Consider the following 22,851-nt stretch of genomic DNA (forward strand, 5'->3'; position numbering starts at 1 on the left):
AGGGCGGCAGCTGCCGTCCTGCCCTACTTAAAAATATATTGTATATGATAATTATTCTAATGTATAATAAGCTATCGGGAAATCTGCTGTGGCTGAAGCATACAAAAGCTCATTTCTCAGCCGCTGAAAAGAAAAGTATCAAGCAGTTTGAAAAACAGGAGATTAATGGAACACATGACTAAAGATCAAGCTTTTTTACATCCCCAAATCAACTTGGTTTCCTATGAGACGCTGCAGCAGCTGCAGGGAATTCAGGTGAGCAGGCCATCATCTGCCTTTCGGCGGAAGAGCCGTGCAGGGCTTCGGGCCAAACAGCAGCATCATGCACAAAGAGAAAGCTGCCAGCCCGGCCTGTTCAGCCACGTTCAGCTGAAGCCTGCTTGGAGTGATGCAGACATACAGGAGAGCTTCAGAAGAATTTTGGGGCCATAAGAGTATTCCTTTTCCTCATGACGGGAAGCGGGTACTCTTTTTTTCTTTTGCAGAGCCTGCTTTTTCAGAAATCGCGGACCGCAAAGGAAGAGAAGCTCCTCAAATATACCCTTTCATTCCCCATGTTACGAATTTAAGAAATGATGTAATAAATTGAGAAAATAGCTGAATGGGTTGAGAAGCGATTTTCGCAACCGTATAATAGAATTTATGATTGAAATATTTTGTGGGTATACCATTTAAAAATAAGAGACTTTATAGGGCTGTGAGGAATCTAAGAAGGAGATTCGCAAAATGAATGAGAAAAAAGGAATAGAACTGACAAACGAAGAGTTCTTCTTTCTGGCAGGTCTGTTTGATTGTGATGCCTTAATCGGTGTGCCGGATCCCTTCATTGGATACTGGGCGGAGGATGTGGAAGGCAAGCTGAAGCTGGCAGCACAATCCTTGAAGCAGAAGGGTTATGTTGTACATGATGACTGCGATATGAATTTGATGCCAGAGCTATTGGAATATATGAGAATCTGCACGAAAACGAACCTCACCCTTTGGCTGCAGACAGAGCGTGGCGGCAAATCTGCGGAAAGCTACTATTACCTGAGCCCGCGTAAGGTGATTGAGAGCAAAGTATTTGAGCAAGGAGACCGGCTTTCTTATGTGTTGCGGGACTGCGGTACGCCGGAGAAGGCTTGGGATGACTTGCTGCAGCGGCATAAGCCGGACAGCAAACCGGTTTTGTATGGCTGCAAGGTCCAAATACCGCTGTATATATTTGAAGAAATGCTGGAGCTCCGCGAATCTTGGACGGTCCGCCGTATGGAAGCGAAGCTGAAGGAGCAAGGAGTATTCTCAACTGCGGCAAGACTCTTGGCCAAGACCATCAAGAACTATGAGTCATACGGACAGTTTGCAGCCTTCCATGAGGTGCAGGAGCGCTGGCGTATGGACAGTGTCTATTTCTTGTATGGAAGAGAAGTGAACTGGCTGATGCGGGTGGTTGCACAGCCGGATGGCCCGTATGCAGAGTTTCAGCCGGCATCGGAGGCATCCTTCCAGGAAGCGATGCGCCATGTGGTATTGCAGACAAAGCCGGAGCTGTCTGTTTTGTAACCGAAGGGACGGGACGAAACGGACTGTTCACAATATCGAACTGATGGAGGCCTTGAGGGCTGCTTTCGTGATCTGTGTTCCGGTTTAGATGGAAGAAGGGGGATGGCCCAAGACGGCCATCCCCTTACTCTTATGCCCGCGCTCCCGCCCGTGCCAGCAGCGGCGCGCTGGAGAATAGAAGTGATAGTAAAACAGCGCATATAATGACGGATGGAGCCACATAGGAAATGTTGTATACGAAAGAATACAAGGCAACCGGCTGTCCCTTTGGCGCATATTCAGCAAAGAAAATGATGCCGGCCACATAGTGGCATAAGAAACGCGCGAAGCCGCCCAGAAGAACGCCGGACACTACGAAGGAAACGGCAGCTCTTTTATTGCGGGCCGCGTAAGACTCCTTCACTTTTACGGCAAATACACCCGCAAGGCCGAGTACGGTGAAGGCCAGGAAGTAGTCAATAAAGCCCTGCACCGGATGTACGATATATTGGGAAGCTTGGCCTGTCACCACCTGCAGCAGGCCGAAGATGAAGCCATTCAGCAAACCAGCCTTGAGTCCCCAGCGGAACGAAATTAAAAAAATCGGCAGCATCGCGAAAGATATAGATCCGCCTTGGAACCAAAGCTTCAGTGATAAGAACGGCATGGTGTCCAGGATATAGGCCAAAGCTGACGCCATGGACAATTCAATCAAAAATTGTACGCGTGAATTTCTCACACTTGTTTCCTCCTTATGTGGAATCGCCCCAAGGTGCAAACAAAAAGACAGCGGGGACCTAGAATACCGCTGTCTCATTCTAAGCCACATCCCTGCGTTAGCATTATCTAACAGGTTCGGAGGGTCAGAACAGATTGTTCACTCTCAGCCAAAAGGCTCCCCTTGTGGATTGCGATTCAATTTTGGATAGTTCTACTATACAAAGAAAACGGGGAATTGGCAATTCCTCCGCGCCGCTTACTTCTTCGTCAGTGAGCCGAGTTCTTCCGCAATGGCCTGCATTTCGCTGATGCTGAAGGAGTCCCGCTTCATCACATGCGCATAGATGTCGCGCAGGTCTTCATATAAGTCGGCATTGAAGTTTTCCGCACGCACCGCGCCGGCATTGACCATCCGCAGTTTTTCTTTAATGGCTTCGACCATATACTCGATATTCTCTCTGGATTGCACTGATAAATCCATCTGTCTGCCTCCTCTTATGTAATAGCCTTATCTTATCATCTTTCCCAATTAAAAGGTTGTACAAATGACAAAGATACCTACATTTTCACATTTGGGCTTATACTAAAAACAGGAACGCGTGAAGGAGGAAGCGACATGATTCGTGTCTTATTTGTTTGTCTCGGCAACATTTGCCGCTCCCCGATGGCAGAGGCCATCTTCCGGGATTTGGTGCAAAAAGAGGGGTTGTCTCACCTGATTGAAGTCGATTCTGCCGGTACGGGAGATTGGCATATCGACAAGCCGCCGCACGAAGGAACTCGAAAATTGTTAACAGAAAATTCCATAAGCCACACAGGGATACGCGCCCGGCAAGTCGAAAGTAATGACTTAACAGAGTTTCACTATGTGATTGCCATGGACGCCAAGAACCTGCAGGATTTGCAGAAGCTTGGCAAGGCGGGCGGCTATCTGGGCCGGCTGTCCGACTTTGTGCCGGACAGCAGCTGGGAGGATGTCCCTGACCCTTACTATACCGGAAACTTCCAGGAAACATACGAGCTTGTGGCGGATGGGTGCAGAGGGCTGCTTGCTTATATCCGAAAAAAGCACGGAATTTCTTCAATTCAAAAATAGAAAGGGGTAAAGGAATCATGGAAAAGAAAAGTACAATTGTCCGTAATATCGCAATCGGTGTGGCTGTCGGCGCTGCGGTCACAATGCTGAAGAAGGATAACCGCGAGAAGATTGCCGGAAATGTCCGCAAGGCAAGAACAAAGGTGAATGAGATGCGGGAAGGCTCCATTACATTGAAGGACCGTGTTGTGGACGGCGTGCACGATTTGGGCGCCAAGAGCCGGGAAATGGCTGAGCTGAAGGCCGTAAAGGAGAAACTGGAAGAAATTAAGAAATTAACCCCGGCAGTTGTGGAAACATTAAAAGAAACAAGAGACATTTTCAACAAGAAGAAGCAGGAGCTGCTTGAGCGGGAAGAAGCACAGACGGATGTTGTCCCGGAGGCAGCAGCCCCGGAAGAAGTGCCGGCACCTGCCGCTACAGAAGATACGGCAGAGGCAGAAGGGCTGATGCAGCCTGTCCTTGCTGTGGAAGAAGCAGCGGAGCCGGTTCTGGAGACAAACACTGAGGCAACTGAGGAAGAAATGAAGCAAACTGTGTAAGCAGGTGATTTGAATGATATCAGCAGAACGAAGAAGTAGGATGTTTAAATTCTTGAAGGACCTGTATGTACGTACCAAAGACGATGACTTATCCGGTCTGGGCTCTCAGCTTGCCTACTTCTTTCTTCTGTCCTTGTTTCCGGCGCTCGTGTTTCTCATGACACTGATTGCTTATTTGCCGATTCATACACATGATGTGCTCGGCTTTGTCAGAGCCTATGCGCCCGCAGAGGCCCTGGACTTGATTGAGACAAACCTGCATAAGGTGCTCGACGACCATAGCAACGGCGGCTTGCTGTCATTCGGGATCATTGCGACGCTTTGGTCCGCATCCAATGGCATCAATGCTGTGATGAGCGCATTCAACCGTGCGTATGACACGAAAGAAACGCGTTCCATCTTCGTAACAAGAGGGCTTTCCATTCTGTTGACAATTGCCATGGTATTTGTCATTATCTTTGCCTTGGCATTGCCGGTATTCGGCAAAGTCATTGGAGAAGCTGTGTTTCGGGTGCTTCACCTGTCCGGGATGTTTGTCTATGTGTGGAAAATTGTGCGGCTCTTAATCAGCTTCTTTGTCTTATTGCTGGTGTTTGCTTTCGTATATCAATTTGCCCCCAATAAACGCCTGCGGCCCAAAGAGGTGATATCCGGCGCCATATTTGCCACGGTCGGCTGGATTGCAGTTTCCTACGGTTTTGCCTTTTATGTGGAAAACTTCGGAAACTACTCCAATACATATGGCAGCCTGGGGGGGATTATTGTCCTCATGTTTTGGTTTTATCTCACCGCCTGGGTCATTTTGCTTGGCGGCGAGATTAATGCTCTGCTGAATTGCTACCGGACGCATGGGAGAGATTCCCGTCATAAAGCATAGCGGAGCATCTCATACTAGAAAAGCTTCTATCTATTATGAAGGAGGGGTTCTGGCATGAGCCAAAACAAGCATGGCAATAACACAAATGACAAAAATCAACGCAAGCAGCGCAAGAGCTCGCAGCCAAAGCATAAGACAAGCGGCAGCGCGAATGGCAGCAACGATTTCCATTAAGATGTCAAAGAGCCGTCCTCATCAGGATGGCTCTTTATTTTACCGTAAAGCTGGTGCAGGTCCGAAAAAAGAGGGCTGAGCTTGTGCTCAGCCCTCTAAACTGCTTCAATCATTTGCTTTCAGCAAGCGCAGTCCGTTTAAGATGACAAGAATTGTACTTCCCTCATGCCCGATAACCCCGAACGGCAGTGCAAGAGCCTGCAGGAAATTGGAGCAGATCAGCAGGGCGATCACACTGAGAGAGAATACCACATTCTGCTTTACAATGACGTTCATTCGCTTGGACAGGCGGATGGCCTGAGCGATACGGGACAGCTCATTTTTCATGAGCACCACATCTGCCGTTTCCAAGGCGACATCCGTTCCTTCTCCCATGGCGATGCCGACGCTGGCTGTTGCCAGTGCGGGCGCGTCATTGATGCCGTCCCCAATCATGGCCACTGTGCCGTACTTTTCCTTCAGCTTCTGAATCGTATCGACCTTCATTTCGGGCAGACAGGAGGCATAGAATTCCGGGATATGGCTTTCTGCGGCAATGGCAGCGGCTGTTTGTTCATTGTCTCCCGTAATCATAATGGTTTGGACTCCAACCTTCTGCAGCTCCCCAATGGCCCGGATGGTTTCTTGGCGAAGAACATCCTTTAAAGCAATGAGGCCGAGAATGCCGGAATCATCTCCAACATACACCAATGTTTTGCCTTCTCCTGCCAGTACAGCTGCAGCTCCGCCCGCAAAATCATGTGCTTCGCTGCCGATAAAGTCGGGCTTGCCGATCTTGTACACGTTGCCGTTCAGCGTGCCGCGCAGACCAAAGCCGGTAATATCCTCCACAAGCTCCGGATTGCCGGGTTCCACGCCGAAGGCCTGCTTTGCATATTGGACGATGGCTGCTGCCAGCGGGTGATTGGAGTGGTTTTCAATGGAAGCTGTGATATAGAGCAGCTCCTCCTTCGTCGTGCCCTCCCTTGTATATACATCTGTAACGGTTGGCTTGCCTTGTGTCAGTGTTCCTGTTTTGTCAAACGCAATGGCCTTCAGGGAAGCAAGGCGCTCCAGATGGACGCTCCCCTTAAATAGGATGCCATGGCGCGCCCCGTTCGAGATGGCGGAAAGCGCGGCCGGTGTAATGGATGCAACCAATGCACACGGAGATGCAACAACGAGCAGAATCATCGCCCGGTAAAAGGTCTCATTCCAGCTCCAGCCCAGCGCATAGTGCGGCACGACCATCATGACGGCGACAACTGCCAGTACAGCCTTGACATAGGTGCTTTCAAACCGCTCAATGAACAGCTGTGATGGCGACTTCTCGCTTTGGGCGCTCTGTACAAGGCGGATAATCTTCTGAAACAGCGTCTGATCACTTGGTTTTGTAATCTGCACTTCCATGGAGCCGCGCAAATTCACAGTCCCGGCAAACACTTCATCGCCCAGGCGCTTTTCATTCGGGATCGGCTCACCGGTGATGGCGGCCTCATCTACACTCGTTTCTCCCCGTACGATTACGCCGTCTGCGGGAATGCGCTCTCCCGGCTTTACCAGGATGATGTCTGCGATCTGCAGGTCTTTGACAGAAATGCGTTCCTCCCGGCCGTTTGAGATGCGCAGCGCTTCCTCCGGCTGCAAATCCAGAAGTGCGGAAATTTCCTTTTGGCTTTTGCTCATCGTATAGGTTTCCATGGCCCCGCTCAATGCAAAGATGAAGATGAGGATGGCCCCTTCCGCCCAATAGCCGATGATGGCGGAGCCAATGGCGGCCAGAAGCATCAGCATCTCTACATTTAATTCCTTCTCGGCAATGGTATCTTCAATGCCTTCCTTTGCCTTTGCGTAGCCGCCGATGCAAAAGGCCAGCAGGTACAATGTGATGGAAGCAGCATTATAAGCATTTTTTTCAAGCAGCCAGGCAGCGGCAATCAGCACGCCGGAAGTCAAAGCGAACACCAGCTCATAATTGGACCGCAGCCGCTGCAGCCAAGAGGCTTCCTGCAGGTTTGCCTGCTGTGGCTTTGTCAGTTGTCTTGCTTCAGAACTCATCGTTCATTCCCCCTTTTTGTTCTCAATGAGAAAAAGAATCATAATCGCTATCCCTATAAAACGACGAAAGCTGCCGTCCCATTGGACAGCAGCACTGTGGTCAAGCCTGAAAGGCGTTTGCATATTATAGTATATGCTTCATTATACCACAGGTTGAGAAGAGTGCAGTGAAAAATGATTGTGCTCCGCGGAAAGTTCTGTTATAACTAAAAGATTGTGAGGAGAGGGGGACAGAAATGAATACACAAAAATTCTTCACACATCCGGTTGGCGTGCTGCTGGCAGCCGTATTTGCCACATTTCTGTGGGGAAGCGCGTTTCCATTTATCAAGCGGAGCTACACAGCCTTGGACATTGCCCCGCATGAGGTCGGGGAGCAGCTGCTGTTTGCCGGATACCGCTTCTTTTTAGCCGGCTTGCTTGTCCTGCTGTTTTTTCGTCTGCTTGGAAAAAGAATGACCTTTCAGCCGGGCACAGCCGGCACTGTGATAAAGATCGGCCTGTTTCAAACGTTTTTGCAGTATGTTTGTTTTTATATTGGCCTGAGCATGAGCACTGGTATTCAGGGAGCCATTATTTCCGGGACTTCTTCCTTCTTTCAGATTGGATTGGCCCACTTTATGTATAAGGATGACAGCTTCACCGTTCGAAAAGCGGCAGGGATTCTGCTTGGCTTGGCCGGTGTGGTCCTTGTCAATATGACAAAAGGCGAGCTGCGGCTGGATTTCGGCTGGGGCGAATTGCTCCTGCTTATGGCTGCCTTGCTTTACTCCTATGGCAATATTCTGGCCAAGGAGGGGAGCCGCAGCATGGATGTCGGCTACCTGACGGCGTATCAAATGCTGTTTGGTTCTCTGGGGCTGCTGCTGGCGGGGGCCGTGAAAACTGGGCTGTTTCCGTTCCATTTCACCGGGGCGGCCATCGGCATGCTGCTGTATTTATCTTTCTTATCGGCAGCAGGTTTTCTCATTTGGAACACCATCATGAAATATAATAAGGTTGGGAAGGTGTCCATGTACATCTGCTTGATTCCTGTGTTCGGGGTGATGCTGTCAAGCCTGTTGCTCGGGGAGCAGCTGCATTGGTTTGTCTTGCTCGGATTGGGAGCAGCGGCGGCCGGAATTATTATTGTCAATCAGTCGCCGGGAGGAAAACGAAGCGCGGTGAAGAAAGTATCTTAAGGAGATGTCCTGACGAATGTCTCTTCTGATTGCAGCTATGTGCAGCATCCGTGTATTCTGTACCAACGGTGGGGATGGATGATGAAGCAAAAGAGCTGGTTTCGCAGCCTGCTGGAGTGTGCGCTGTCTGCTTGTCTGCTGGCCTTTTTAGCAAAGGCATTGTTATTCTTTGTAACTGATGTGGAGGGGACTTCCATGCAGCCCACGCTGCTGGCTCAGGATAAGATTTTGGTGAACCGTCTGCCGGGTTATGTGCATCAGGTGAAGCACGGTGATATTGTGGTTTTGAAGACAAGCGATTATTACGTCAAGCGTGTCATTGCACTGCCGGGGGAAAAGGTGCAGATGATTGAAGATAAGCTGTATGTGGACGGCAGGCTGCAAGCAGAGCCGTATTTGTCGAAAAATCAGCAGGAAGCGCACCGGTTGATGATGCGCTTCACTGAGAATTTCGGTCCAATTGAGGTGCCAAAGGGCGAGCTGTTCGTGATGGGCGACAATCGCAAGGTGAGCCGTGACAGCCGAAATGGGCTTGGTTTTATTAAGCAAAGAGATGTCCTGGGCACCGTGGAGGCGATTTACTATCCCTTCAGCCATATAAGGCGTGTAAAATGATTCAGGCATCCAGGCCGGCCAGCCGCTTGTGAATCCAGATGGCAGCCTGAGCGCCGTCACCCATGGCGATTGTCACTTGCTGGGAATGGTCGGCAAGGTCGCCGGCAGCCCAAATGTTCGGTACGGAGGTTTCTTTTGTTCGCGGGTTCACAATAATGTGCTTCTTTTCGTTCAGCCGGATGCCGGCCTGTTCTGCCAGCTTGCTGTGCACCTCATTGCCCCCGAAGGCAACGAAAGCGCGTTCGGCGCCAATATATGCTCCGTCGGCAAGCCGGATGCCGCACAAAATTCCCGGCGCAGAAGTATCAATTTCGTGAATGCTTCCTTCTATATAGGAGATATTTTGCTCCTGCATGGATTGCTGCAGCTTTTGCTGTACCTTTTGGCCTCCATGATTCATATATACAATTTGATCAGTCCAGTGCCTGAGAGCCAAAGCAAGCCCGGCCCCGGCGTCTCCGGAGCCGAGGACAGCGGTTTGTTTTCCTCTGACCTCATACCCATCGCAATCCGGACATACATAGATACTAATGCCAAGGCATGGATAGATGCCGGCAATTTCCGGTATATGATCTGTCAAGCCGGTTGCCAGCAGGACTGCTTTTGCCGTATAAACTGTTCCTGTCGCTGTGGTGGCCCGCTGTACATCCTTATCTTGTGTCAGGGACAGCACGGTGTCCTGCACGAAGGAAACATGATATTTGAGGGCATGCTGGATGCCAAGGTGGCGAAGGGTTTCACCGCTTACTCCGTCCGGCCAGCCGAGAATGTTATGATAGCTCTTACAGATTACGGATCTGCCTGCATGAGAATCAATGACGAGCACACGGTATTGATAGCGGCCCAATTGGATGGCTGCCTGCAAGCCGGCAATGCCTCCGCCGACAATGAGACAATCGTAAGGGTTCATGGTGCTGCTCCTTTCTTCTTTGGGCGGTAACGTGTAGTGTGTCCAACTATGTCCTCTTTCTTGCGTATTCTGTTATACTTGGAGAAACGGGGGGATGAGGAATGGAAATTCGCATGCTGCAAAGGGAAGATGCGGAAAGCTATTGGAGGCTGCGCCTGGAAGCGCTGCAGCAGCATCCGGAAGCCTTTGGTTCCAGCTATGAGGATGCAGTGCAGCGGACCATGGAGCAGGTGCGGGACACATTTCCCTGCAGTCCCGGTCTTTGGGCGCTGGGAGCCTTACGGGAAGACGGAACCTTGGCTGGCATGGTGGGATTCAGGCAGGAGACAGGGCAGAAGCTGAAGCATAAGGGCATGATTTGGGGAATGTATGTGCAATCTGCCAGCCGCGGAACAGGAACCGGACGCAGGCTGATGGAAGCAGCAATTGCAAAGGCGAAGGAGCTGCCGGAGCTGGAGCAAATCCTCTTAGCGGTTGTCACTGCCAATACGGCGGCCCGGAGACTGTATGAATCGCTTGGCTTCCAGACCTATGGCTTGGAGCAGCGGGCCTTGAAGCTGGGAGACATCTACCTGGACGAAATGCATATGGCGCTTTTCGTAAATTAGCTTGCGTGCTGCCTCGGTTTTCGGTAAATATAGAGATATGTAATCTGAAAGGAATGGGTGATGCCAGACAATGGAGCATTATATAAGTGAGTTATGGATGCATTACGGATACATCGGTATAATCGCGGCATTGGCAAGCGGCATTGTCGGGCTGCCCATTCCTGATGAAGTGCTGCTGACCTTCGTCGGCTATAACGTGTCGCTTGGCTCCTTCACCTATGCAGGGGCGATTGCCAGCGGATTTGCCGGTGCGTTCCTCGGCATTACCGTCAGCTATTTGCTTGGGCTGAAGCTTGGCCTTCCGCTGCTGCACCGGGTCGGGCCGAAAATCCACATCACTGAAGAAAAAATTCAGCGCACGCATGATTTATTCGAGAAGTACGGCCCTGTACTCCTTATGGTCGGCTACTTTATCCCGGGTGTCAGGCATTTGACAGCCTACTTCGCCGGCATCACCGGACTCGGGATACGAAAGTTTTGCCTATATGCCTACACAGGTGCCTTATTGTGGGTGGGGGTGTTTGTAACCCTTGGCTGGAAGCTAGGCGACAACTATCGCTATGTGGAGTACTATGTGCATCAGTATGGGACAAAGCTGTTCTTCTTCGCGATTCTGGCTTTGGCGATTGTGGCGGTGTATATGCAAATGACGAAGAAAGCAAAGGCGCAAAATCGCGTCTGAATGAGGAAGGAGCTGCTCAGGGCAGCTCCTTTTTACATGGACCGGATGAGCACGGCTGTGACAATATAGCGCTGCGGCGCATCGCCAAGGTGCCAAAATGGATAACAGGTTGTCAGCGTCAGCATGGGTGCATGGTGCGGCACAATGACAGAACGGTCCTCCTTGGCGACAATACGGGTATTGCTGACCATGTAGGTGAAGGAGCCCGCATCTGTCCGGATTGTGACTGTATCGCCTTGCCGCAGCTTGTCCAGATGGCGGAACACGCTGTCATTGTGGCCGGAGAGAATGCTGTTGTCATGCTCGCCTGGGCAGCACACTTCTTGGGTAATGGCCGACGCCTTGCCGCAACTGGGGGAGGTCCGTCCCTTCATATACGGGAAGATACAGGCTCAGGGAAGGAATAATTAAAGAACCGAACCGGCTGCCCGGTTTCGGGCGCTTCAGATATAGAGGAGAATCCATGTGCTGCTCGAGAGGAATGGTCCGCAGCTTGGCCGCCGCGAGAACTGTCGGCGTTGCGGCGGTCCCCTTCAGCAGCTGAAGTCCGTTAACGGCTGCCAGTGTTCCGCCGAGCAGGAGGAGCAGCAGCCCGGTGAACATCCATCTGTTCATGAAGCGCGCCGGCGCCAGCCTCCGTACAGGAAAGCGGCTCCGCCAAGCATGATCAAAGCGCCGGCCAAAGCATATACAGCGTAGTTGCCGGCTGTATTCGGCAGCTTCCCGCCATTCTCTGTACCTGCTTTGCCGTCAGCAAACAGCAGCGGCAGGTCATCCTCCAGCTCCTGCACAAAGGTATAGTCTGACAGGGACGTATCGTTCTTCGCAAGCAAATCATTCAGCTGATTCCGGGTAAGCCCGTTGCGGTTCAGCATAGCCTGAAAGGCCTGTTCATCTGTGAGGCGCGGCCCCAGGTACTTCTCCAGCTCCGCTATTGAGTTAAAGGATTGCAAGTCCCGTTTTTCACCAGATTTATAAGAGATGTACAAATCAAGCACCCATTCCGGCCAACCGATTTCCTCTGTATACGCGGCCAAATCCGCTGGTGGGATTGCTGCCTGGGCTGAAACAGGAAGCAGCAGCAATCCGGCTATGATGAAAAGCAGCCATTTCTTTCGCATATGAATATCCTCCCTTTCCTTTTTGGTTATTATTTTCCAAAGAAGGATAATCATGCGAAGTAACTGCAGACTATGCGCAACAATTTCCGCAAAGAAAGGCCTTCATAAAAAAAGGCTGCCGGAGGGACCCCGCCCCCGGCAGCCAATGGCTTCATTCCGCAATTTCTTCGTGCATGAAGTAGGTCACGTTGTAAATGTGTTCTACCTCCTCATCCGTCATGAACACAAGCTGCTCACGTCCCATGCCCTTTGTCTTTTCAATAAACTCAATCATGTTCTTACGCTCTTCACGTTTCATTTTGCTTCCCCCTTAGATTCTGTTTTAATACAGTGTATTTAAGTTAATTCTATTATATAACACAAAAATCAGAAAGTGCAATTTTTTTTACAAAAATTTGAAAAAGGGCAGTCCCGAACAGCGGGTTCACATGAAAAAGGCCCGCAAGAAATGAAATTCTTGCGGGCAAATCAAAGGCTGTTGTATTACAGAGTGAGAACCTCCGGCTTGATTGTGCCGGCTTTATCAATATGGTAAATATGCTTGGGTGTTACCTTCAGCAGCACATAATTTGGATCTTCCGGCCCGAGCAGCCAGCGCTTTAGGCTGTTGTTCCAGAACTTGCTTTTCAGGGCGGGATCCTCCTCTACAGAGGCAGTGCCTTCAATCTCAAGGAAGGATTCTTCCCAGCTGCTGTTTTCATTCCCAAGGAGAACATGTACATTGGGATTATTTTGAATGTCCTCGAGCTTTTTGGATTGGCGGTCTGTTGCCACGTATATGTCCAGCCCCTCGTGGAAGAACATCATGAAGCAGATATGCGGCTTATTATCACGGATTGTTGCCAGAACACCAGGCTGCTGGTTGCGCAGCAAGCTTTGAATTTTATCCTTTAGTTCCATCATTGCTGACCCCTTTCTGTACTCTCATCTTTACTGTTTTCTAGCATGTGCATTTTTACTCAAAAATTAAGGTGAAAGTTAAGATGATATCAGGGAAATAATGGTACAATGGGTATTGTCATATTTCATTACGGAAGGTAGGAAGTCGCATGGCAAACAAAATCTTTTTCATCCTTGCTGCTGTCGGGGTGCCTGTGTCGGTTGCCGGCAATCTGCTGCATTGGCCGGAAACCATCATGTTCGTGATATACTGCTTAACGATTATAGCATTGGCAAGCTTCATGGGCCGGGCCACAGAGAGCCTGGCTATTGTGTCCGGACCGCGGATTGGCGGTTTGTTGAACGCCACCTTTGGGAACGCAGTGGAGCTTATTATTTCTATTTTTGCATTAAAGGCCGGGTTAACCGGGGTGGTGCTGGCATCGCTGACCGGCTCTGTACTTGGAAACCTGCTGCTTGTCGGCGGCTTGTCCTTTTTCATTGGCGGTTTGAAGTACAAACGGCAATTCTTCAGTATACATGACGCCCGGCATAATGCATCTTTATTAATTTTTGCAGTGGTGGTTGCCTTTGTCATTCCGGAGATTTTCTCCATGGAAATGAAGCCTGCCCAAACGTTCCATCTAAGCATTGGAGTCTCCGTTATCCTGATTGTCCTGTATTTGGCTGCCCTGTTCTTTAAGCTTGTCACGCATCGGGGCGTCTATCAGCACGGGGAGGAGGAAGCGGAGGAGCATGAGGAGCCGGAATGGAGCAAAGGCCGTGCACTTACTGTATTGGCCGTTGCGACGCTGGCGGTTGCCTATGTATCTGAGGCGCTTGTACATACATTTGAAACGGTGGCGCATTCCTTCGGTTGGACGGAGCTGTTTATCGGGGTCATTGTCGTGGCGATTGTTGGAAACGCGGCAGAGCATGCATCTGCCATTATTATGGCTTATAAGAACAAGCTGAATGTTGCGGTGGAAATCGCTGTTGGTTCCACCTTGCAGGTTGCCATGTTCGTGGCGCCGGTGCTCGTCATCATTTCTCTGTTTTTCCCGCAGCAGATGCCGCTTGTGTTTACCGTGCCGGAGTTGGTGGCAATGGTCACATCCGTCTTCATTACAATTGCCGTGACAACCGATGGAGACTCCAACTGGTTTGAGGGCTTAACGCTGTTGGCCGCCTATGTCATCATGGGCATCGGGTTTTACCTTTTATAAGCTCCATCTCCTCAGAATTTCAAATCAGCTTTTCCAGAAAAAGTTCCCTGCATGATGCCGGGAATTTTTTTCTTATTTGTCCATATGCTTGTACTAAGTACATCGCAAAAGGAGAACAGCATGAAGCTAGCCCGCTTTTTCTTTTTCATCTTCGGCATTGTCACTTTGACGCTCGGTGTGGCGCTTACCTTAAAAGCAAACCTGGGCGCAGGTCCATGGGATGCCCTGACTGCCGGCGCCGCCCGCACCTTCGGCTTTACAGTAGGAACGTGGGTTATCATCAATGGCGTTGTTCTGTTGTTTGTGAATGCATATTTGCTGCAGGAGCGGCCGCAGTTCCTCGCCGGCATCACCTTTGTTCTCATCGGGCTTCTGGTGGATTTCTGGCTGCTGAAGGTGCTGGGAGACTGGCAGCCCCAGGGGATCATCCTTCGCGCAGGTGTGCTGCTGGCTGGCGTTGCTCTGCTTGCGTTCGGGATATCCATGTATCTGCAGTCACAGTATCCGGTCAACCCGATTGATAACCTGATGATTGCGCTGCACAAGCGATTTCATGTTAATCTGATGGTGGCAAAAACAGTTGCGGAAATCTCGGCACTTGTGTTTGCTGTTTTACTGAAAGGGCCGATTGGCGCCGGGACGTTGATTGTTGCGTTCACCATCGGGCCGTTGATTCAGCTTTCCTACCAGCCGCTTCACCAGCTTTTACAGCGCTTTGGCTCCTGATGAGGGGCTATTTTTTGTGGGCGTATATGGATAACAACGGATATCACAGAAAACAATAAAGGCAACGCATCTCTTCTGTGAAAGGAGCCATCCAATGAGACATATATGCAAGGTCTTTACCTTAGCTCTTCTCTTACTCGCATGTGCAGGTCCGTTCCGGGCGGAGGCGGCAAACCAGGGGTTTAGGCCTCCTAAGTCGGTACTGGATATCTCCAAGGAAAATACATATCCAAATCCAACCCAGGATCTGCCGCGGCTGCAGCCCAGCAAGCTGGCGGCCGAGCTGCTGAAATCCTCCCCCATTTCCATTGAGAATCCGGACCTGATCCGGATCCTGAATGAAACCTCTGTCTCCAATGCGCCGTTGGCAGTCGGCTACCGGGCAAAGGTGTATCTCGGGCAATGGCCGCTGAATTATGAGTCCGTGAGAACGGCAGTGAATTGGGAGTATCAGCAGATTAACCGCAATTATCTTGATAACCGGGGCGGAAAGGATTATCAGCATCTTCGCTACAATCAGGAAACACAGCGTATCATTCAAGGCGGATTGACTGCGAGGATCAACCGCGCCGAGGATGTGAAAAAGATGATGCTGCTGAAGGCAATGGAGAAGACGAATCTCCCGCTCGCCTTTCAGACCGTCATAGGCTACGGCACAAAGCACAGCCGGGTGTATAATGTAGCGCCCAAGCATCTCGGCTATCTGTCGGCCTATGCGCCCGCAGTGAACGAAAAGGGGAAGGTCACCTTTGGGGAGGTCTATCTTGTGCTGAAGGGAAACAAACGGTCTCTTATGATCAAAAACGTCACGTCACAAGGCATTGGTGCCTGGATTCCCGTGCAGGACCATGTGTCGTTCGGGTTTATGGGATCGCGCACTCCAAGATAAACAAGGCGTCGGCACATGGTGCCGGCGCCTGTTCAGTCAGAAGGAAATTTGCGCTTGTTTTGTGGTAAAGTCTGTACCTGGATAATAGCTGTTTTTCACCAGGACATTCGGCCCGAGACATTTGACGGCCGGGCAATGGCAGTTCAGCTGCTTGGCTGTGCCGCTTCCCATCCACTTTTCATAAGCGGATTGCAGGGTGTCCGTTTGAATATTTCCAAGCATGGGCTCATCGCCGAAGTCCGTGACAATGATGCTGCCGTTGAAAATATTGACGTTCAGGCGAGACCGGCCGTCCGGATCATTCCGGACCGTCACATGCTTGCTGCCGTGCAGCTTTCGGAGAAGGGCCAGGTCACGCTCATCGCTGCTGCAGGCATAGAACGGCAGCGTGCCGAACAGCATCCACACCTTTTCATCACGGATGTCCAGCAAATGGGAAATGGCTTCGCGAATTTCGTCCTTCGTCAGGAGCTCCAGGCTGGATCCCCAATCGCTTGGATACATAGGGTGCACCTCATGCCTTTGGCAGCCCATCTCCTCGACAATTTGGCGGTGGATATGGGCGATATGCGGCAAGGTCCGCTTGTTCAGCATGGTTTCCGCGGACACCAGCACACCTGCCCGTGTTAAGGCCTTGCTGTTATCCAGCATGCGCTGGAACAGGCGCTCCCGCTGTTCGTATGTAGGCTTTCTCTCCATCATGGCAAAGCCACCCTCGACAAAGTCTTCAATTGTCCCCCAGTTATGGGAAATATGCAGCACATCCAAGTACGGAATGATTTGCTCGTAGCGGGCTAAGTCCAAGGTTAAATTGGAGTTGATTTGTGTGCGGACGCCGCGTTCGCGGGCATACTGAAGAAGAGGGATCACGTATTGCTCCACAGATTGCTTGGACAGCATCGGCTCGCCGCCGGTGATGCTCATCGAGCGCAGATGGGGCACTTCCTCCAGCCGGCGCAGCAGCAGGTCCAGCGGCAGCGCATCCGGGTCCTTCGGCTGCAGTGTGTATCCAACCGCACAGTGCTCGCATCTCATATTACAGAGAGTGGTTGTCGTAAATTCAATATTGGTCAGCGTCAGCTTCCCATACTCTTCCACGTCCATATAGGCTTCCCATGGATCATGGGAAGGGGTGATGGGCGGCAGTATTTGTGATATGCTCATGGGCAGTCACTCCTTTAGCTTGAAATAGGAAACAGTCCTATCTTATCATAGGAAAAGAGCAGTTCTGGTTTTGGCGAAAAATTAAGAAAGCAGCTTGTTTGAGACAAGGAAAAGGAGCGGTAGCAATGGGAAGTCCTGTATATGACAAAGATTCACAACTATCTTATTTGAAGCAGCGCCTGAATATGTTCGCGGAGGTCATCGAGTCCATCGAGCCGGAGGATGTAGAGGTGGAGGACATCGACCGTCTGCTGGAGATGCTGGACGAGTTGGAGCAGAAGTGCGAGCAGTTCAAAACACGCGAGTAGAAGGAGTGGTCCAAAAGTCCGCCATCAGGCAGACTTTTGGCACCGCTCCTTTTTGCCGTATCGGCCTTTCGCCCCAGCCGGACAATTCAGAGAAATCTCTTCAGTTTTATATGCATTCAGGAGTATAATCGAATTGTTAAGGGCTTTCTGAAAGACGGGAGCGTTCACATTCAGGGGGGAATAATGATGGAGAACTTGCGGGAAAGCATGTACAAGCTGATTGTGGAAACGTCTACACGCCTGCCAAAGGACGTGCGTCGTGCCATTCAGCGCGCCAAGGAGACTGAGAGTGCGGGGACACGCTCAGCGATGGCATTGGATACAATTACAAACAACATTAGAATGGCAGATGAAAAAATCTCGCCAATTTGCCAAGATACAGGGATGCCGACATTTAAGATCAAAACACCAATCGGCGTGAACCAGCTTGTCATTAAGCAAGCCATTTATGAAGCGGTGGATCAGGCTACAAAGGACGGCAAGCTGCGTTCCAACTCAGTTGATTCCTTGTTCGGCAAAAACAGCGGCAACAATCTGGGGCCGGGAACGCCGGTTATCAAGTTCGAACAATGGGAAAAGGATTATATTGATGCGCGCCTCATCCTGAAGGGCGGCGGCTGCGAGAATAAAAACATCCAGTACAGCCTGCCATGCGAGCTGGAAGGCCTGGGCCGCGCCGGCCGCGACCTTGATGGCATCCGCAAGTGCCTGCTGCATGCGGTATATCAGGCGCAGGGACAAGGCTGCAGCGCCGGCGTCATTGGCGTCGGCATCGGCGGCGACCGCACCTCCGGCTACGAGCTGGCAAAGGAGCAGCTGTTCCGTTCTCTTGATGATGCGAACCCGATTCCAGAGCTGAAGCAAATGGAAGAGTATATTCTCGAGAATGCCAATAAGCTCGGCATCGGCACAATGGGCTTTGGCGGCGAAACCACGCTGCTCGGCTGCAAAATCGGCGTCTACAACCGTCTGCCTGCAAGCTTTTTCGTGTCCGTTGCTTATAACTGCTGGGCATACCGCCGTCTTGGCGTAACTCTTAATCCCGAGACTGGCGCCATTCAGGAATGGCTGTACCAGGAAGGGGAAGATACACTCCAGCGGGCTGAAGCGGCTGCTGCTGTAGAAGAAGTGCGCGAGGTGGTGCTGCAGGCACCGATTACGGAGGAACAGATCCGTGAACTGCGCGTCGGCGACGTCGTAACCATCAACGGCATGATGTACACCGGCCGTGATGCCATCCATAAGCATCTGTCCGACCATGACTGCCCGGTGGATTTGAATGGACAAATCATCTACCATTGCGGTCCGGTTGTCGTGAAGAATGGCAATAAGTGGGAAATAAAAGCTGCCGGCCCGACAACAAGCATTCGTGAGGAGCCTTACCAAGGCGACATTATGAAGAAGTTCGGCCTGCGTGCGGTCATCGGAAAGGGCGGCATGGGCGCCAAAACGCTGGCAGCCCTGCAGGAGCACGGCGGCGTGTACCTGAATGCCATCGGCGGCGCGGCACAGTACTATGCAGAGTGCATCAAGAATGTGGAAGGCGTGGACTTCATGGAGTTCGGCATTCCGGAAGCGATGTGGCACCTGCGCGTGGAAGGCTTCAAGGCCGTTGTGACCATGGACTCCCACGGCAACAGCCTGCATGCAGGGGTGGATCAGACGTCTCTGGAAAAGCTTGCTTCCTTCAAGGAGCCGGTATTTAAATAAGCATAATGGAGAGCTTGCCTGCGGGCAGGCTCTTTTGCTTGTTCTCCTGCTGCCACTGGAAAACAATACACATTATAAAAGGGTCGGCGAAGCAGACAATACAAGTACGAGAAAGTATGGAAAGGGGATTCATTATGGGAAGAAGCCGTGTTATTGTACTGCTGGCAATGCTCCTCGTGCTTATTTGTCCGCTTGACGCCTTTTCTTATGCCAATGTGGCCAACCATTGGGGCATCACGCGCAGCAAGAATGAGCAGCAGCCGGATGCGGGCAAGGAGTTTACGGATCTGGTGACGAAGTACGACGGGTTTTTCATGGGAAATCCGGACAAAAAGTATTTGTATCTGACCTTCGATAACGGCTACGAGAATGGCTACACGCCAAAAATTCTCGATGTGCTGAAGCAAAAGAATGTGCCGGCCACCTTCTTCCTGACCGGCCAGTTTTTAAAGGAGCAGCCGGAGCTTGTGAAGCGGATGGTACGGGAAGGCCATATTATCGGCAACCATTCCTGGCACCACCCTGACCTCACCACAGTCAGTGATATTCGTTTCAAAAAGGAGCTGCAGCTTGTGGAAGAGGAGGTCAAGCAGCTGACCGGCCAGAGGGACCTGAAGTATCTGCGTCCGCCGCGCGGCATTTTCAGCGAGCGCACCCTCGCCATTTCCCGTGAGATGGGCTACTACAATGTGTTCTGGTCGCTTGCCTTCGTGGATTGGAAGGTGGACCAGCAACGGGGCTGGCAATACGCATATGACAATATGATGAAACTGGCGCATCCCGGCGCTGTCATGCTGCTTCACTCCATCTCCAGCGATAACGCCGGCGCACTGAGCCAGGCCATTGATGACCTGCGCAAGCGCGGCTATGAATTCAAAAGCCTCGATGATCTCGTCGCCGAAAAGTTCGGTCCGGAGGTCAATTACTGAAAGCTGCACGGGCTATAGCCCGGCGGCTTTTTGTGTATGGTCACTCGTAAACTTTGTGGGAAATAATGTCCGCGCAGTCATCTGTTTTCTGATACAATAGGGCTGACCTTATTCTAATATAGGATTAAGGTCGGCTTTTTGATTCATGTTAATAAGGAGCCCCATATAACAGGGCAACCATGTGGAGGTACAGCAAATGGCGATTCCCAGCAACACGAATATGAATGTCATCATGCGTTTGCAAATTGATAAGGAGCTCGGCTCGTTCGGCGCCATCGCAGCGACCATTGGCGGCACAGGCGGTGATATTGTCGGCATTGATGTCATCTCCTCGAGCAAGACGAGCACCACCCGTGACATCACCGTAAACGTATATGACCAAAATCATGCGGAGCTTATGAAGCAGGCCATTGAAAAAATTGAAGGAGTGAAGGTCGTATTCGTTTCTGACCAAACCTTCCTCATGCACCTCGGCGGCAAAATTGAAACACAGCCGAAAATTCCGATCAAAAACCGGGACGACCTGTCCCGTGTGTATACACCCGGTGTGGCCCGCGTTTGTACGGCAATCGCCGAGGAGCAAAGCAAGGCATATTCTCTGACCATCAAGCGCAACACCGTTGCCATCATCTCTGACGGCACAGCCGTTCTCGGCCTTGGCGATATCGGCCCGCATGCGGCGATGCCGGTTATGGAAGGAAAAGCGATGCTCTTTAAGCAGCTGGCCGGCGTGGATGCCTTCCCGCTCTGTCTGGATACAAAGGATACGGAAGAAATCATTGCGATCGTGAAAGCGATTGCGCCAACCTTTGGCGGCATCAACCTGGAGGATATCTCCGCGCCGCGCTGCTTTGAAATTGAACAGCGCTTGAAGGAGGAGCTCGATATTCCGGTATTCCACGATGACCAGCATGGCACAGCCGTTGTCATCCTGGCGGCGCTGCTGAATGCCTTGAAGATTACCGGCAAAAAGATTGAGGATATCAAGGTAGTGTTAACAGGAATCGGCGCCGCGGGGATTGCCTGTGCCAAGATTCTAACAGCTGCCGGTGTCCGCAATCTTGTCGGTGTGGACCGCTACGGTGCCATCAACCGCTCCGAGCACTATGAGAATGACAGCTGGACTATGTTCGCGGCGATGACCAACCCGGATAATCTGACCGGCAGCCTGTCCGATGTCATTGCAGGAGCAGATGTGTTCATTGGCGTATCTGCGCCGAACATTCTGAAGGTGGAGGATGTGAAAAGAATGGCGAAGGACCCGATTGTGTTTGCGATGGCGAACCCGGTGCCGGAAATTGCGCCGGAAGCGGCAGAGCCGCATGTGCGCGTCATGGCGACAGGGCGTTCCGATTACCCGAACCAAATCAACAACGTGCTTTGCTTCCCGGGCGTATTCCGTGCCGCACTGGACTGCCGTGCGACGGAGATCAACGAAGCGATGAAAATTGCTGCCGCCAAAGCCATTGCCTCCATTATCGAGGAGGATGAGCTCAGCGAAACCTACATTATTCCGAGCGTCTTCAACAGCAAGGTGGTGGAACGCGTTCGCGAAGCGGTCATCCAGGCTGCCTACGAAACAGGCGTGGCCCGCCGGAAGCGCGGCGAGGCCAAGCGTGAAGCAGGCGCGGAGGAAGCTGCGATTACGATGTAAGAGGAGAGGGAGCCGCGGGGCTCCCTTTTTGCGTGAGAAAGTTTTATCTTACACTTCTCTCGACTTATCTTACACTTTTTGGAATTTATCCTACACTTTTCTCGATTTATCTTACACTTTTGAGATTTTATCGATATAGTACATACCTCAGGCCCGCAGTTGTAACGGCATAGAGCCCCAAAGTAATCAAAAGTGCCAACCAACGCTCTGTGTGTGAGCCATCCGCCAGCAAAACCGGCCCCAAACCAAAGATGGTAATCAACAAGTAAGCAGCAGTAAAGAAAATCCTCCAAATCAAATTCACGGTACAACTTTCCTTTCCTATGTCCTTACTCCTTTATATGCAGGCGCTGTCTGCTTGTTCATGGTTGTATGTATGCCTTATAATGAAGGTTATATGTAAAAAAGGATGGGGATTGCGATGTGGAGGGAAACGGTCACACTGGATCGGCCATATAATTTTGAACAAGTCCTGCAGCGGTTGGCGTTGAATCCGCTCAATGCCGCAGACATAGCGACAAATACGATCAAGGTGCCTGTCTGGCAGGACGGCAGACCGGTTGTGGCAACCGTACAGGGGACTGGTACATTTGAAGCACCACAGTTCCTTGTTTCGGCGTCAGAAAATGTCCGGGAGCGGGTCAGCGAGATTTTTGGCTGGAGCACAGAGATGGCGGAGGTTCACCGCCACTTTGCCGCTACGTCCCTGCAGCCGTTGTTTGAGCGCTTTGCCCATACGCCGCTTGTGCTGGAATTTGACTATTTCGACTGCCTGACCCGCTGCATCATCCACCAGCAGCTCAACCTCAAATTCGCCTTCACGCTTACCGATCGCTTTGTGAAACAATACGGCTTTGAACAGGAAGGCGTGTGGTTCGGCCCGACGCCGGAGCGTACGGCGGCTATCCCGATAGAAGAATTGCGGGAGCTGCAGTTCAGCCAGCGGAAAGCGGAATACCTGACTGGACTGGCGCAGCACATCGTGAGCGGCAAGCTGGATCTGGAGGAGCTGCGCCACCTATCGGACGAGGAAGTGGCGAAGCGGCTGCTGCCGCTGCGGGGCATCGGTCCGTGGACAGTGGAGAATTTCCTCATGTTCGCCCTGGGCCGCCCGAACCTGTTCCCGAAGGCGGATATCGGCATCCAACGCGCGGTCCAGCAATTATTTGGCCTCGAGCAGAAGCCTGATCAGGCATTTTTGGCAAAACTACAAGAAGAGTATAACCCATATGGCAGTTACGCTTCCCTGTACCTGTGGCGAAGCATTGAGTAGGAGTGGAAT

General features: G+C 51.4%; 28 protein-coding genes and 1 riboswitch. Of the genes, 17 read left to right on the plus strand and 11 right to left on the minus strand.

Annotation, left to right across the window (positions count from 1 at the left end; translation table 11 throughout):
* Positions 1–174 precede the first annotated feature (174 nt).
* Both NK662_RS15295 and NK662_RS15300 read left to right on the plus strand, forming a co-directional pair.
* Positions 175–432, plus strand: a complete 258-nt coding sequence (locus tag NK662_RS15295; protein WP_254759811.1) for a hypothetical protein — start codon at positions 175–177, stop codon at positions 430–432.
* A 294-nt stretch (positions 433–726) separates the two neighbouring features.
* A complete protein-coding gene (locus NK662_RS15300) occupies positions 727–1,542 on the plus strand; it encodes a hypothetical protein (protein ID WP_254759812.1) in 816 nt (271 codons plus the stop codon).
* Positions 1,543–1,672: 130 nt separating this feature from the next.
* Here the strand turns inward: NK662_RS15300 and thiT are convergent, their stop codons facing one another.
* Entirely contained in the window at positions 1,673–2,260 is a 588-nt protein-coding gene (gene thiT / locus NK662_RS15305) for an energy-coupled thiamine transporter ThiT (protein ID WP_254759813.1), read from the minus strand.
* A 72-nt stretch (positions 2,261–2,332) separates the two neighbouring features.
* Positions 2,333–2,433, minus strand: a riboswitch (TPP riboswitch).
* Between the two features lie 64 nt (positions 2,434–2,497).
* Positions 2,498–2,722: a DUF1128 domain-containing protein gene (locus tag NK662_RS15310; protein ID WP_254759814.1), complete on the minus strand. Its 225-nt coding sequence runs from the start codon at positions 2,720–2,722 to the stop codon at positions 2,498–2,500.
* Positions 2,723–2,857: 135 nt separating this feature from the next.
* Here NK662_RS15310 and NK662_RS15315 point away from each other — a divergent pair, with 135 nt between their 5' ends.
* Genes NK662_RS15315 through NK662_RS15325 form a run of 3 tightly spaced genes read left to right on the plus strand, consistent with a single transcriptional unit; the run spans position 2,858 to position 4,756 of the window.
* Positions 2,858–3,337: a low molecular weight protein-tyrosine-phosphatase gene (locus tag NK662_RS15315; protein ID WP_254759815.1), complete on the plus strand. Its 480-nt coding sequence runs from the start codon at positions 2,858–2,860 to the stop codon at positions 3,335–3,337.
* A gap of 17 nt (positions 3,338–3,354) precedes the next feature.
* Positions 3,355–3,879 (plus strand): hypothetical protein, encoded by a 525-nt coding sequence (locus NK662_RS15320; RefSeq protein WP_254759816.1) that lies wholly within the window; start codon positions 3,355–3,357, stop codon positions 3,877–3,879.
* 13 nt (positions 3,880–3,892) lie between these two features.
* Positions 3,893–4,756 carry a YihY/virulence factor BrkB family protein gene (locus NK662_RS15325; protein WP_254759817.1) on the plus strand — a complete coding sequence of 288 codons (864 nt, stop codon included), beginning with the start codon at positions 3,893–3,895 and terminating at the stop codon, positions 4,754–4,756.
* A gap of 279 nt (positions 4,757–5,035) precedes the next feature.
* On the opposite strand, the gene NK662_RS15330 is transcribed toward NK662_RS15325, so the two are convergent.
* Positions 5,036–6,967, minus strand: coding sequence for a heavy metal translocating P-type ATPase (locus tag NK662_RS15330; RefSeq protein ID WP_254759818.1), 1,932 nt, complete (start codon positions 6,965–6,967; stop codon positions 5,036–5,038).
* 236 nt (positions 6,968–7,203) lie between these two features.
* On the opposite strand from NK662_RS15330, the gene NK662_RS15335 reads away from it, so the two are divergent.
* A complete protein-coding gene (locus tag NK662_RS15335) occupies positions 7,204–8,148 on the plus strand; it encodes a DMT family transporter (RefSeq protein WP_254759819.1) in 945 nt (314 codons plus the stop codon).
* Between the two features lie 78 nt (positions 8,149–8,226).
* Complete coding sequence (lepB, locus tag NK662_RS15340) at positions 8,227–8,763, plus strand: signal peptidase I (RefSeq protein ID WP_254759820.1); 537 nt, start codon at positions 8,227–8,229, stop codon at positions 8,761–8,763.
* A gap of 1 nt (position 8,764) precedes the next feature.
* Here lepB and NK662_RS15345 read toward each other — a convergent pair whose 3' ends face one another.
* A complete protein-coding gene (locus NK662_RS15345; protein WP_254759821.1) occupies positions 8,765–9,673 on the minus strand; it encodes an NAD(P)/FAD-dependent oxidoreductase in 909 nt (302 codons plus the stop codon).
* A gap of 101 nt (positions 9,674–9,774) precedes the next feature.
* Here NK662_RS15345 and NK662_RS15350 point away from each other — a divergent pair, with 101 nt between their 5' ends.
* Entirely contained in the window at positions 9,775–10,281 is a 507-nt protein-coding gene (locus NK662_RS15350; RefSeq protein WP_254759822.1) for a GNAT family N-acetyltransferase, read from the plus strand.
* 70 nt (positions 10,282–10,351) lie between these two features.
* Positions 10,352–10,963 (plus strand): DedA family protein, encoded by a 612-nt coding sequence (locus tag NK662_RS15355; protein WP_254759823.1) that lies wholly within the window; start codon positions 10,352–10,354, stop codon positions 10,961–10,963.
* A 32-nt stretch (positions 10,964–10,995) separates the two neighbouring features.
* Here NK662_RS15355 and NK662_RS15360 read toward each other — a convergent pair whose 3' ends face one another.
* From NK662_RS15360 to NK662_RS15380, 5 genes are all read right to left on the minus strand, one after another.
* A complete protein-coding gene (locus NK662_RS15360) occupies positions 10,996–11,337 on the minus strand; it encodes a sortase (RefSeq protein WP_254759824.1) in 342 nt (113 codons plus the stop codon).
* Positions 11,261–11,578, minus strand: coding sequence for a sortase family protein (locus NK662_RS15365; protein ID WP_254759825.1), 318 nt, complete (start codon positions 11,576–11,578; stop codon positions 11,261–11,263). The genes NK662_RS15360 and NK662_RS15365 overlap by 77 nt, the downstream gene beginning before the upstream one ends.
* Complete coding sequence (locus tag NK662_RS15370) at positions 11,575–12,084, minus strand: processed acidic surface protein (protein ID WP_254759826.1); 510 nt, start codon at positions 12,082–12,084, stop codon at positions 11,575–11,577. The genes NK662_RS15365 and NK662_RS15370 overlap by 4 nt, the downstream gene beginning before the upstream one ends.
* 151 nt (positions 12,085–12,235) lie before the next feature.
* On the minus strand, positions 12,236–12,382 hold the full coding sequence (locus tag NK662_RS15375; protein ID WP_254759827.1) for a BH0509 family protein: 147 nt from the start codon (positions 12,380–12,382) through the stop codon (positions 12,236–12,238).
* Between the two features lie 185 nt (positions 12,383–12,567).
* Positions 12,568–12,984 (minus strand): pyridoxamine 5'-phosphate oxidase family protein, encoded by a 417-nt coding sequence (locus tag NK662_RS15380; RefSeq protein WP_254759899.1) that lies wholly within the window; start codon positions 12,982–12,984, stop codon positions 12,568–12,570.
* A 149-nt stretch (positions 12,985–13,133) separates the two neighbouring features.
* Between NK662_RS15380 and cax the strand changes: the two genes are divergently transcribed.
* The 3 genes from cax to NK662_RS15395 all read left to right on the plus strand — a co-directional run bounded on the left by cax (position 13,134) and on the right by NK662_RS15395 (position 15,804).
* Positions 13,134–14,189, plus strand: coding sequence for a calcium/proton exchanger (cax, locus tag NK662_RS15385; RefSeq protein ID WP_254759828.1), 1,056 nt, complete (start codon positions 13,134–13,136; stop codon positions 14,187–14,189).
* A gap of 120 nt (positions 14,190–14,309) precedes the next feature.
* A complete protein-coding gene (locus tag NK662_RS15390) occupies positions 14,310–14,915 on the plus strand; it encodes a YczE/YyaS/YitT family protein (RefSeq protein ID WP_254759829.1) in 606 nt (201 codons plus the stop codon).
* 94 nt (positions 14,916–15,009) lie between these two features.
* The gene (locus NK662_RS15395; RefSeq protein WP_254759830.1) at positions 15,010–15,804 is read left to right on the plus strand and encodes a YfkD famly protein; all 795 of its coding nucleotides are present in this window, start codon (positions 15,010–15,012) and stop codon (positions 15,802–15,804) included.
* Positions 15,805–15,840: 36 nt separating this feature from the next.
* On the opposite strand, the gene yfkAB is transcribed toward NK662_RS15395, so the two are convergent.
* The gene (yfkAB, locus tag NK662_RS15400; RefSeq protein WP_254759831.1) at positions 15,841–16,968 is read right to left on the minus strand and encodes a radical SAM/CxCxxxxC motif protein YfkAB; all 1,128 of its coding nucleotides are present in this window, start codon (positions 16,966–16,968) and stop codon (positions 15,841–15,843) included.
* A gap of 125 nt (positions 16,969–17,093) precedes the next feature.
* Here yfkAB and NK662_RS15405 point away from each other — a divergent pair, with 125 nt between their 5' ends.
* From NK662_RS15405 to NK662_RS15420, 4 genes are all read left to right on the plus strand, one after another.
* A complete protein-coding gene (locus NK662_RS15405) occupies positions 17,094–17,276 on the plus strand; it encodes an SE1561 family protein (protein WP_254759832.1) in 183 nt (60 codons plus the stop codon).
* A 186-nt stretch (positions 17,277–17,462) separates the two neighbouring features.
* The gene (locus NK662_RS15410; protein ID WP_254759900.1) at positions 17,463–18,986 is read left to right on the plus strand and encodes a fumarate hydratase; all 1,524 of its coding nucleotides are present in this window, start codon (positions 17,463–17,465) and stop codon (positions 18,984–18,986) included.
* A gap of 116 nt (positions 18,987–19,102) precedes the next feature.
* Positions 19,103–19,915, plus strand: a complete 813-nt coding sequence (gene pdaA, locus NK662_RS15415) for a delta-lactam-biosynthetic de-N-acetylase (protein ID WP_497717178.1) — start codon at positions 19,103–19,105, stop codon at positions 19,913–19,915.
* A gap of 196 nt (positions 19,916–20,111) precedes the next feature.
* The gene (locus tag NK662_RS15420) at positions 20,112–21,569 is read left to right on the plus strand and encodes an NAD-dependent malic enzyme (protein WP_254759834.1); all 1,458 of its coding nucleotides are present in this window, start codon (positions 20,112–20,114) and stop codon (positions 21,567–21,569) included.
* A gap of 127 nt (positions 21,570–21,696) precedes the next feature.
* Here NK662_RS15420 and NK662_RS24355 read toward each other — a convergent pair whose 3' ends face one another.
* Entirely contained in the window at positions 21,697–21,873 is a 177-nt protein-coding gene (locus tag NK662_RS24355) for a DUF6954 family protein (protein ID WP_438503630.1), read from the minus strand.
* Positions 21,874–21,990: 117 nt separating this feature from the next.
* Here NK662_RS24355 and NK662_RS15425 point away from each other — a divergent pair, with 117 nt between their 5' ends.
* Entirely contained in the window at positions 21,991–22,842 is an 852-nt protein-coding gene (locus NK662_RS15425) for a DNA-3-methyladenine glycosylase family protein (RefSeq protein ID WP_254759835.1), read from the plus strand.
* Positions 22,843–22,851 lie beyond the last annotated feature (9 nt).

The sequence above is a fragment of the Ectobacillus ponti genome (assembly GCF_024294785.1).
Lineage (GTDB): Bacteria > Bacillota > Bacilli > Bacillales > Bacillaceae_G > Ectobacillus > Ectobacillus ponti.

Coding starts and splice junctions, on each gene's coding strand:
- NK662_RS15420 (WP_254759834.1), top strand. CDS start 20,112: ATGGCGATTCCCAGCAACACGAATATGAATGTCATCATGCGTTTGCAA.
- NK662_RS15380 (WP_254759899.1), bottom strand. CDS start 12,984: ATGGAACTAAAGGATAAAATTCAAAGCTTGCTGCGCAACCAGCAGCCT.
- yfkAB (WP_254759831.1), bottom strand. CDS start 16,968: ATGAGCATATCACAAATACTGCCGCCCATCACCCCTTCCCATGATCCA.
- NK662_RS15425 (WP_254759835.1), top strand. CDS start 21,991: ATGTGGAGGGAAACGGTCACACTGGATCGGCCATATAATTTTGAACAA.
- NK662_RS15350 (WP_254759822.1), top strand. CDS start 9,775: ATGGAAATTCGCATGCTGCAAAGGGAAGATGCGGAAAGCTATTGGAGG.
- NK662_RS15370 (WP_254759826.1), bottom strand. CDS start 12,084: ATGCGAAAGAAATGGCTGCTTTTCATCATAGCCGGATTGCTGCTGCTT.
- NK662_RS15300 (WP_254759812.1), top strand. CDS start 727: ATGAATGAGAAAAAAGGAATAGAACTGACAAACGAAGAGTTCTTCTTT.
- NK662_RS15410 (WP_254759900.1), top strand. CDS start 17,463: ATGGAGAACTTGCGGGAAAGCATGTACAAGCTGATTGTGGAAACGTCT.
- NK662_RS15375 (WP_254759827.1), bottom strand. CDS start 12,382: ATGAAACGTGAAGAGCGTAAGAACATGATTGAGTTTATTGAAAAGACA.
- NK662_RS15310 (WP_254759814.1), bottom strand. CDS start 2,722: ATGGATTTATCAGTGCAATCCAGAGAGAATATCGAGTATATGGTCGAA.
- NK662_RS15325 (WP_254759817.1), top strand. CDS start 3,893: ATGATATCAGCAGAACGAAGAAGTAGGATGTTTAAATTCTTGAAGGAC.
- cax (WP_254759828.1), top strand. CDS start 13,134: ATGGCAAACAAAATCTTTTTCATCCTTGCTGCTGTCGGGGTGCCTGTG.
- lepB (WP_254759820.1), top strand. CDS start 8,227: ATGATGAAGCAAAAGAGCTGGTTTCGCAGCCTGCTGGAGTGTGCGCTG.
- NK662_RS15315 (WP_254759815.1), top strand. CDS start 2,858: ATGATTCGTGTCTTATTTGTTTGTCTCGGCAACATTTGCCGCTCCCCG.
- NK662_RS15395 (WP_254759830.1), top strand. CDS start 15,010: ATGAGACATATATGCAAGGTCTTTACCTTAGCTCTTCTCTTACTCGCA.
- NK662_RS15390 (WP_254759829.1), top strand. CDS start 14,310: ATGAAGCTAGCCCGCTTTTTCTTTTTCATCTTCGGCATTGTCACTTTG.
- NK662_RS15320 (WP_254759816.1), top strand. CDS start 3,355: ATGGAAAAGAAAAGTACAATTGTCCGTAATATCGCAATCGGTGTGGCT.
- NK662_RS15360 (WP_254759824.1), bottom strand. CDS start 11,337: ATGAAGGGACGGACCTCCCCCAGTTGCGGCAAGGCGTCGGCCATTACC.
- pdaA (WP_497717178.1), top strand. CDS start 19,103: ATGGAAAGGGGATTCATTATGGGAAGAAGCCGTGTTATTGTACTGCTG.
- NK662_RS15405 (WP_254759832.1), top strand. CDS start 17,094: ATGGGAAGTCCTGTATATGACAAAGATTCACAACTATCTTATTTGAAG.
- NK662_RS15355 (WP_254759823.1), top strand. CDS start 10,352: ATGGAGCATTATATAAGTGAGTTATGGATGCATTACGGATACATCGGT.
- NK662_RS15365 (WP_254759825.1), bottom strand. CDS start 11,578: ATGAACAGATGGATGTTCACCGGGCTGCTGCTCCTCCTGCTCGGCGGA.
- NK662_RS15345 (WP_254759821.1), bottom strand. CDS start 9,673: ATGAACCCTTACGATTGTCTCATTGTCGGCGGAGGCATTGCCGGCTTG.
- NK662_RS15330 (WP_254759818.1), bottom strand. CDS start 6,967: ATGAGTTCTGAAGCAAGACAACTGACAAAGCCACAGCAGGCAAACCTG.
- NK662_RS15335 (WP_254759819.1), top strand. CDS start 7,204: ATGAATACACAAAAATTCTTCACACATCCGGTTGGCGTGCTGCTGGCA.
- NK662_RS15295 (WP_254759811.1), top strand. CDS start 175: ATGACTAAAGATCAAGCTTTTTTACATCCCCAAATCAACTTGGTTTCC.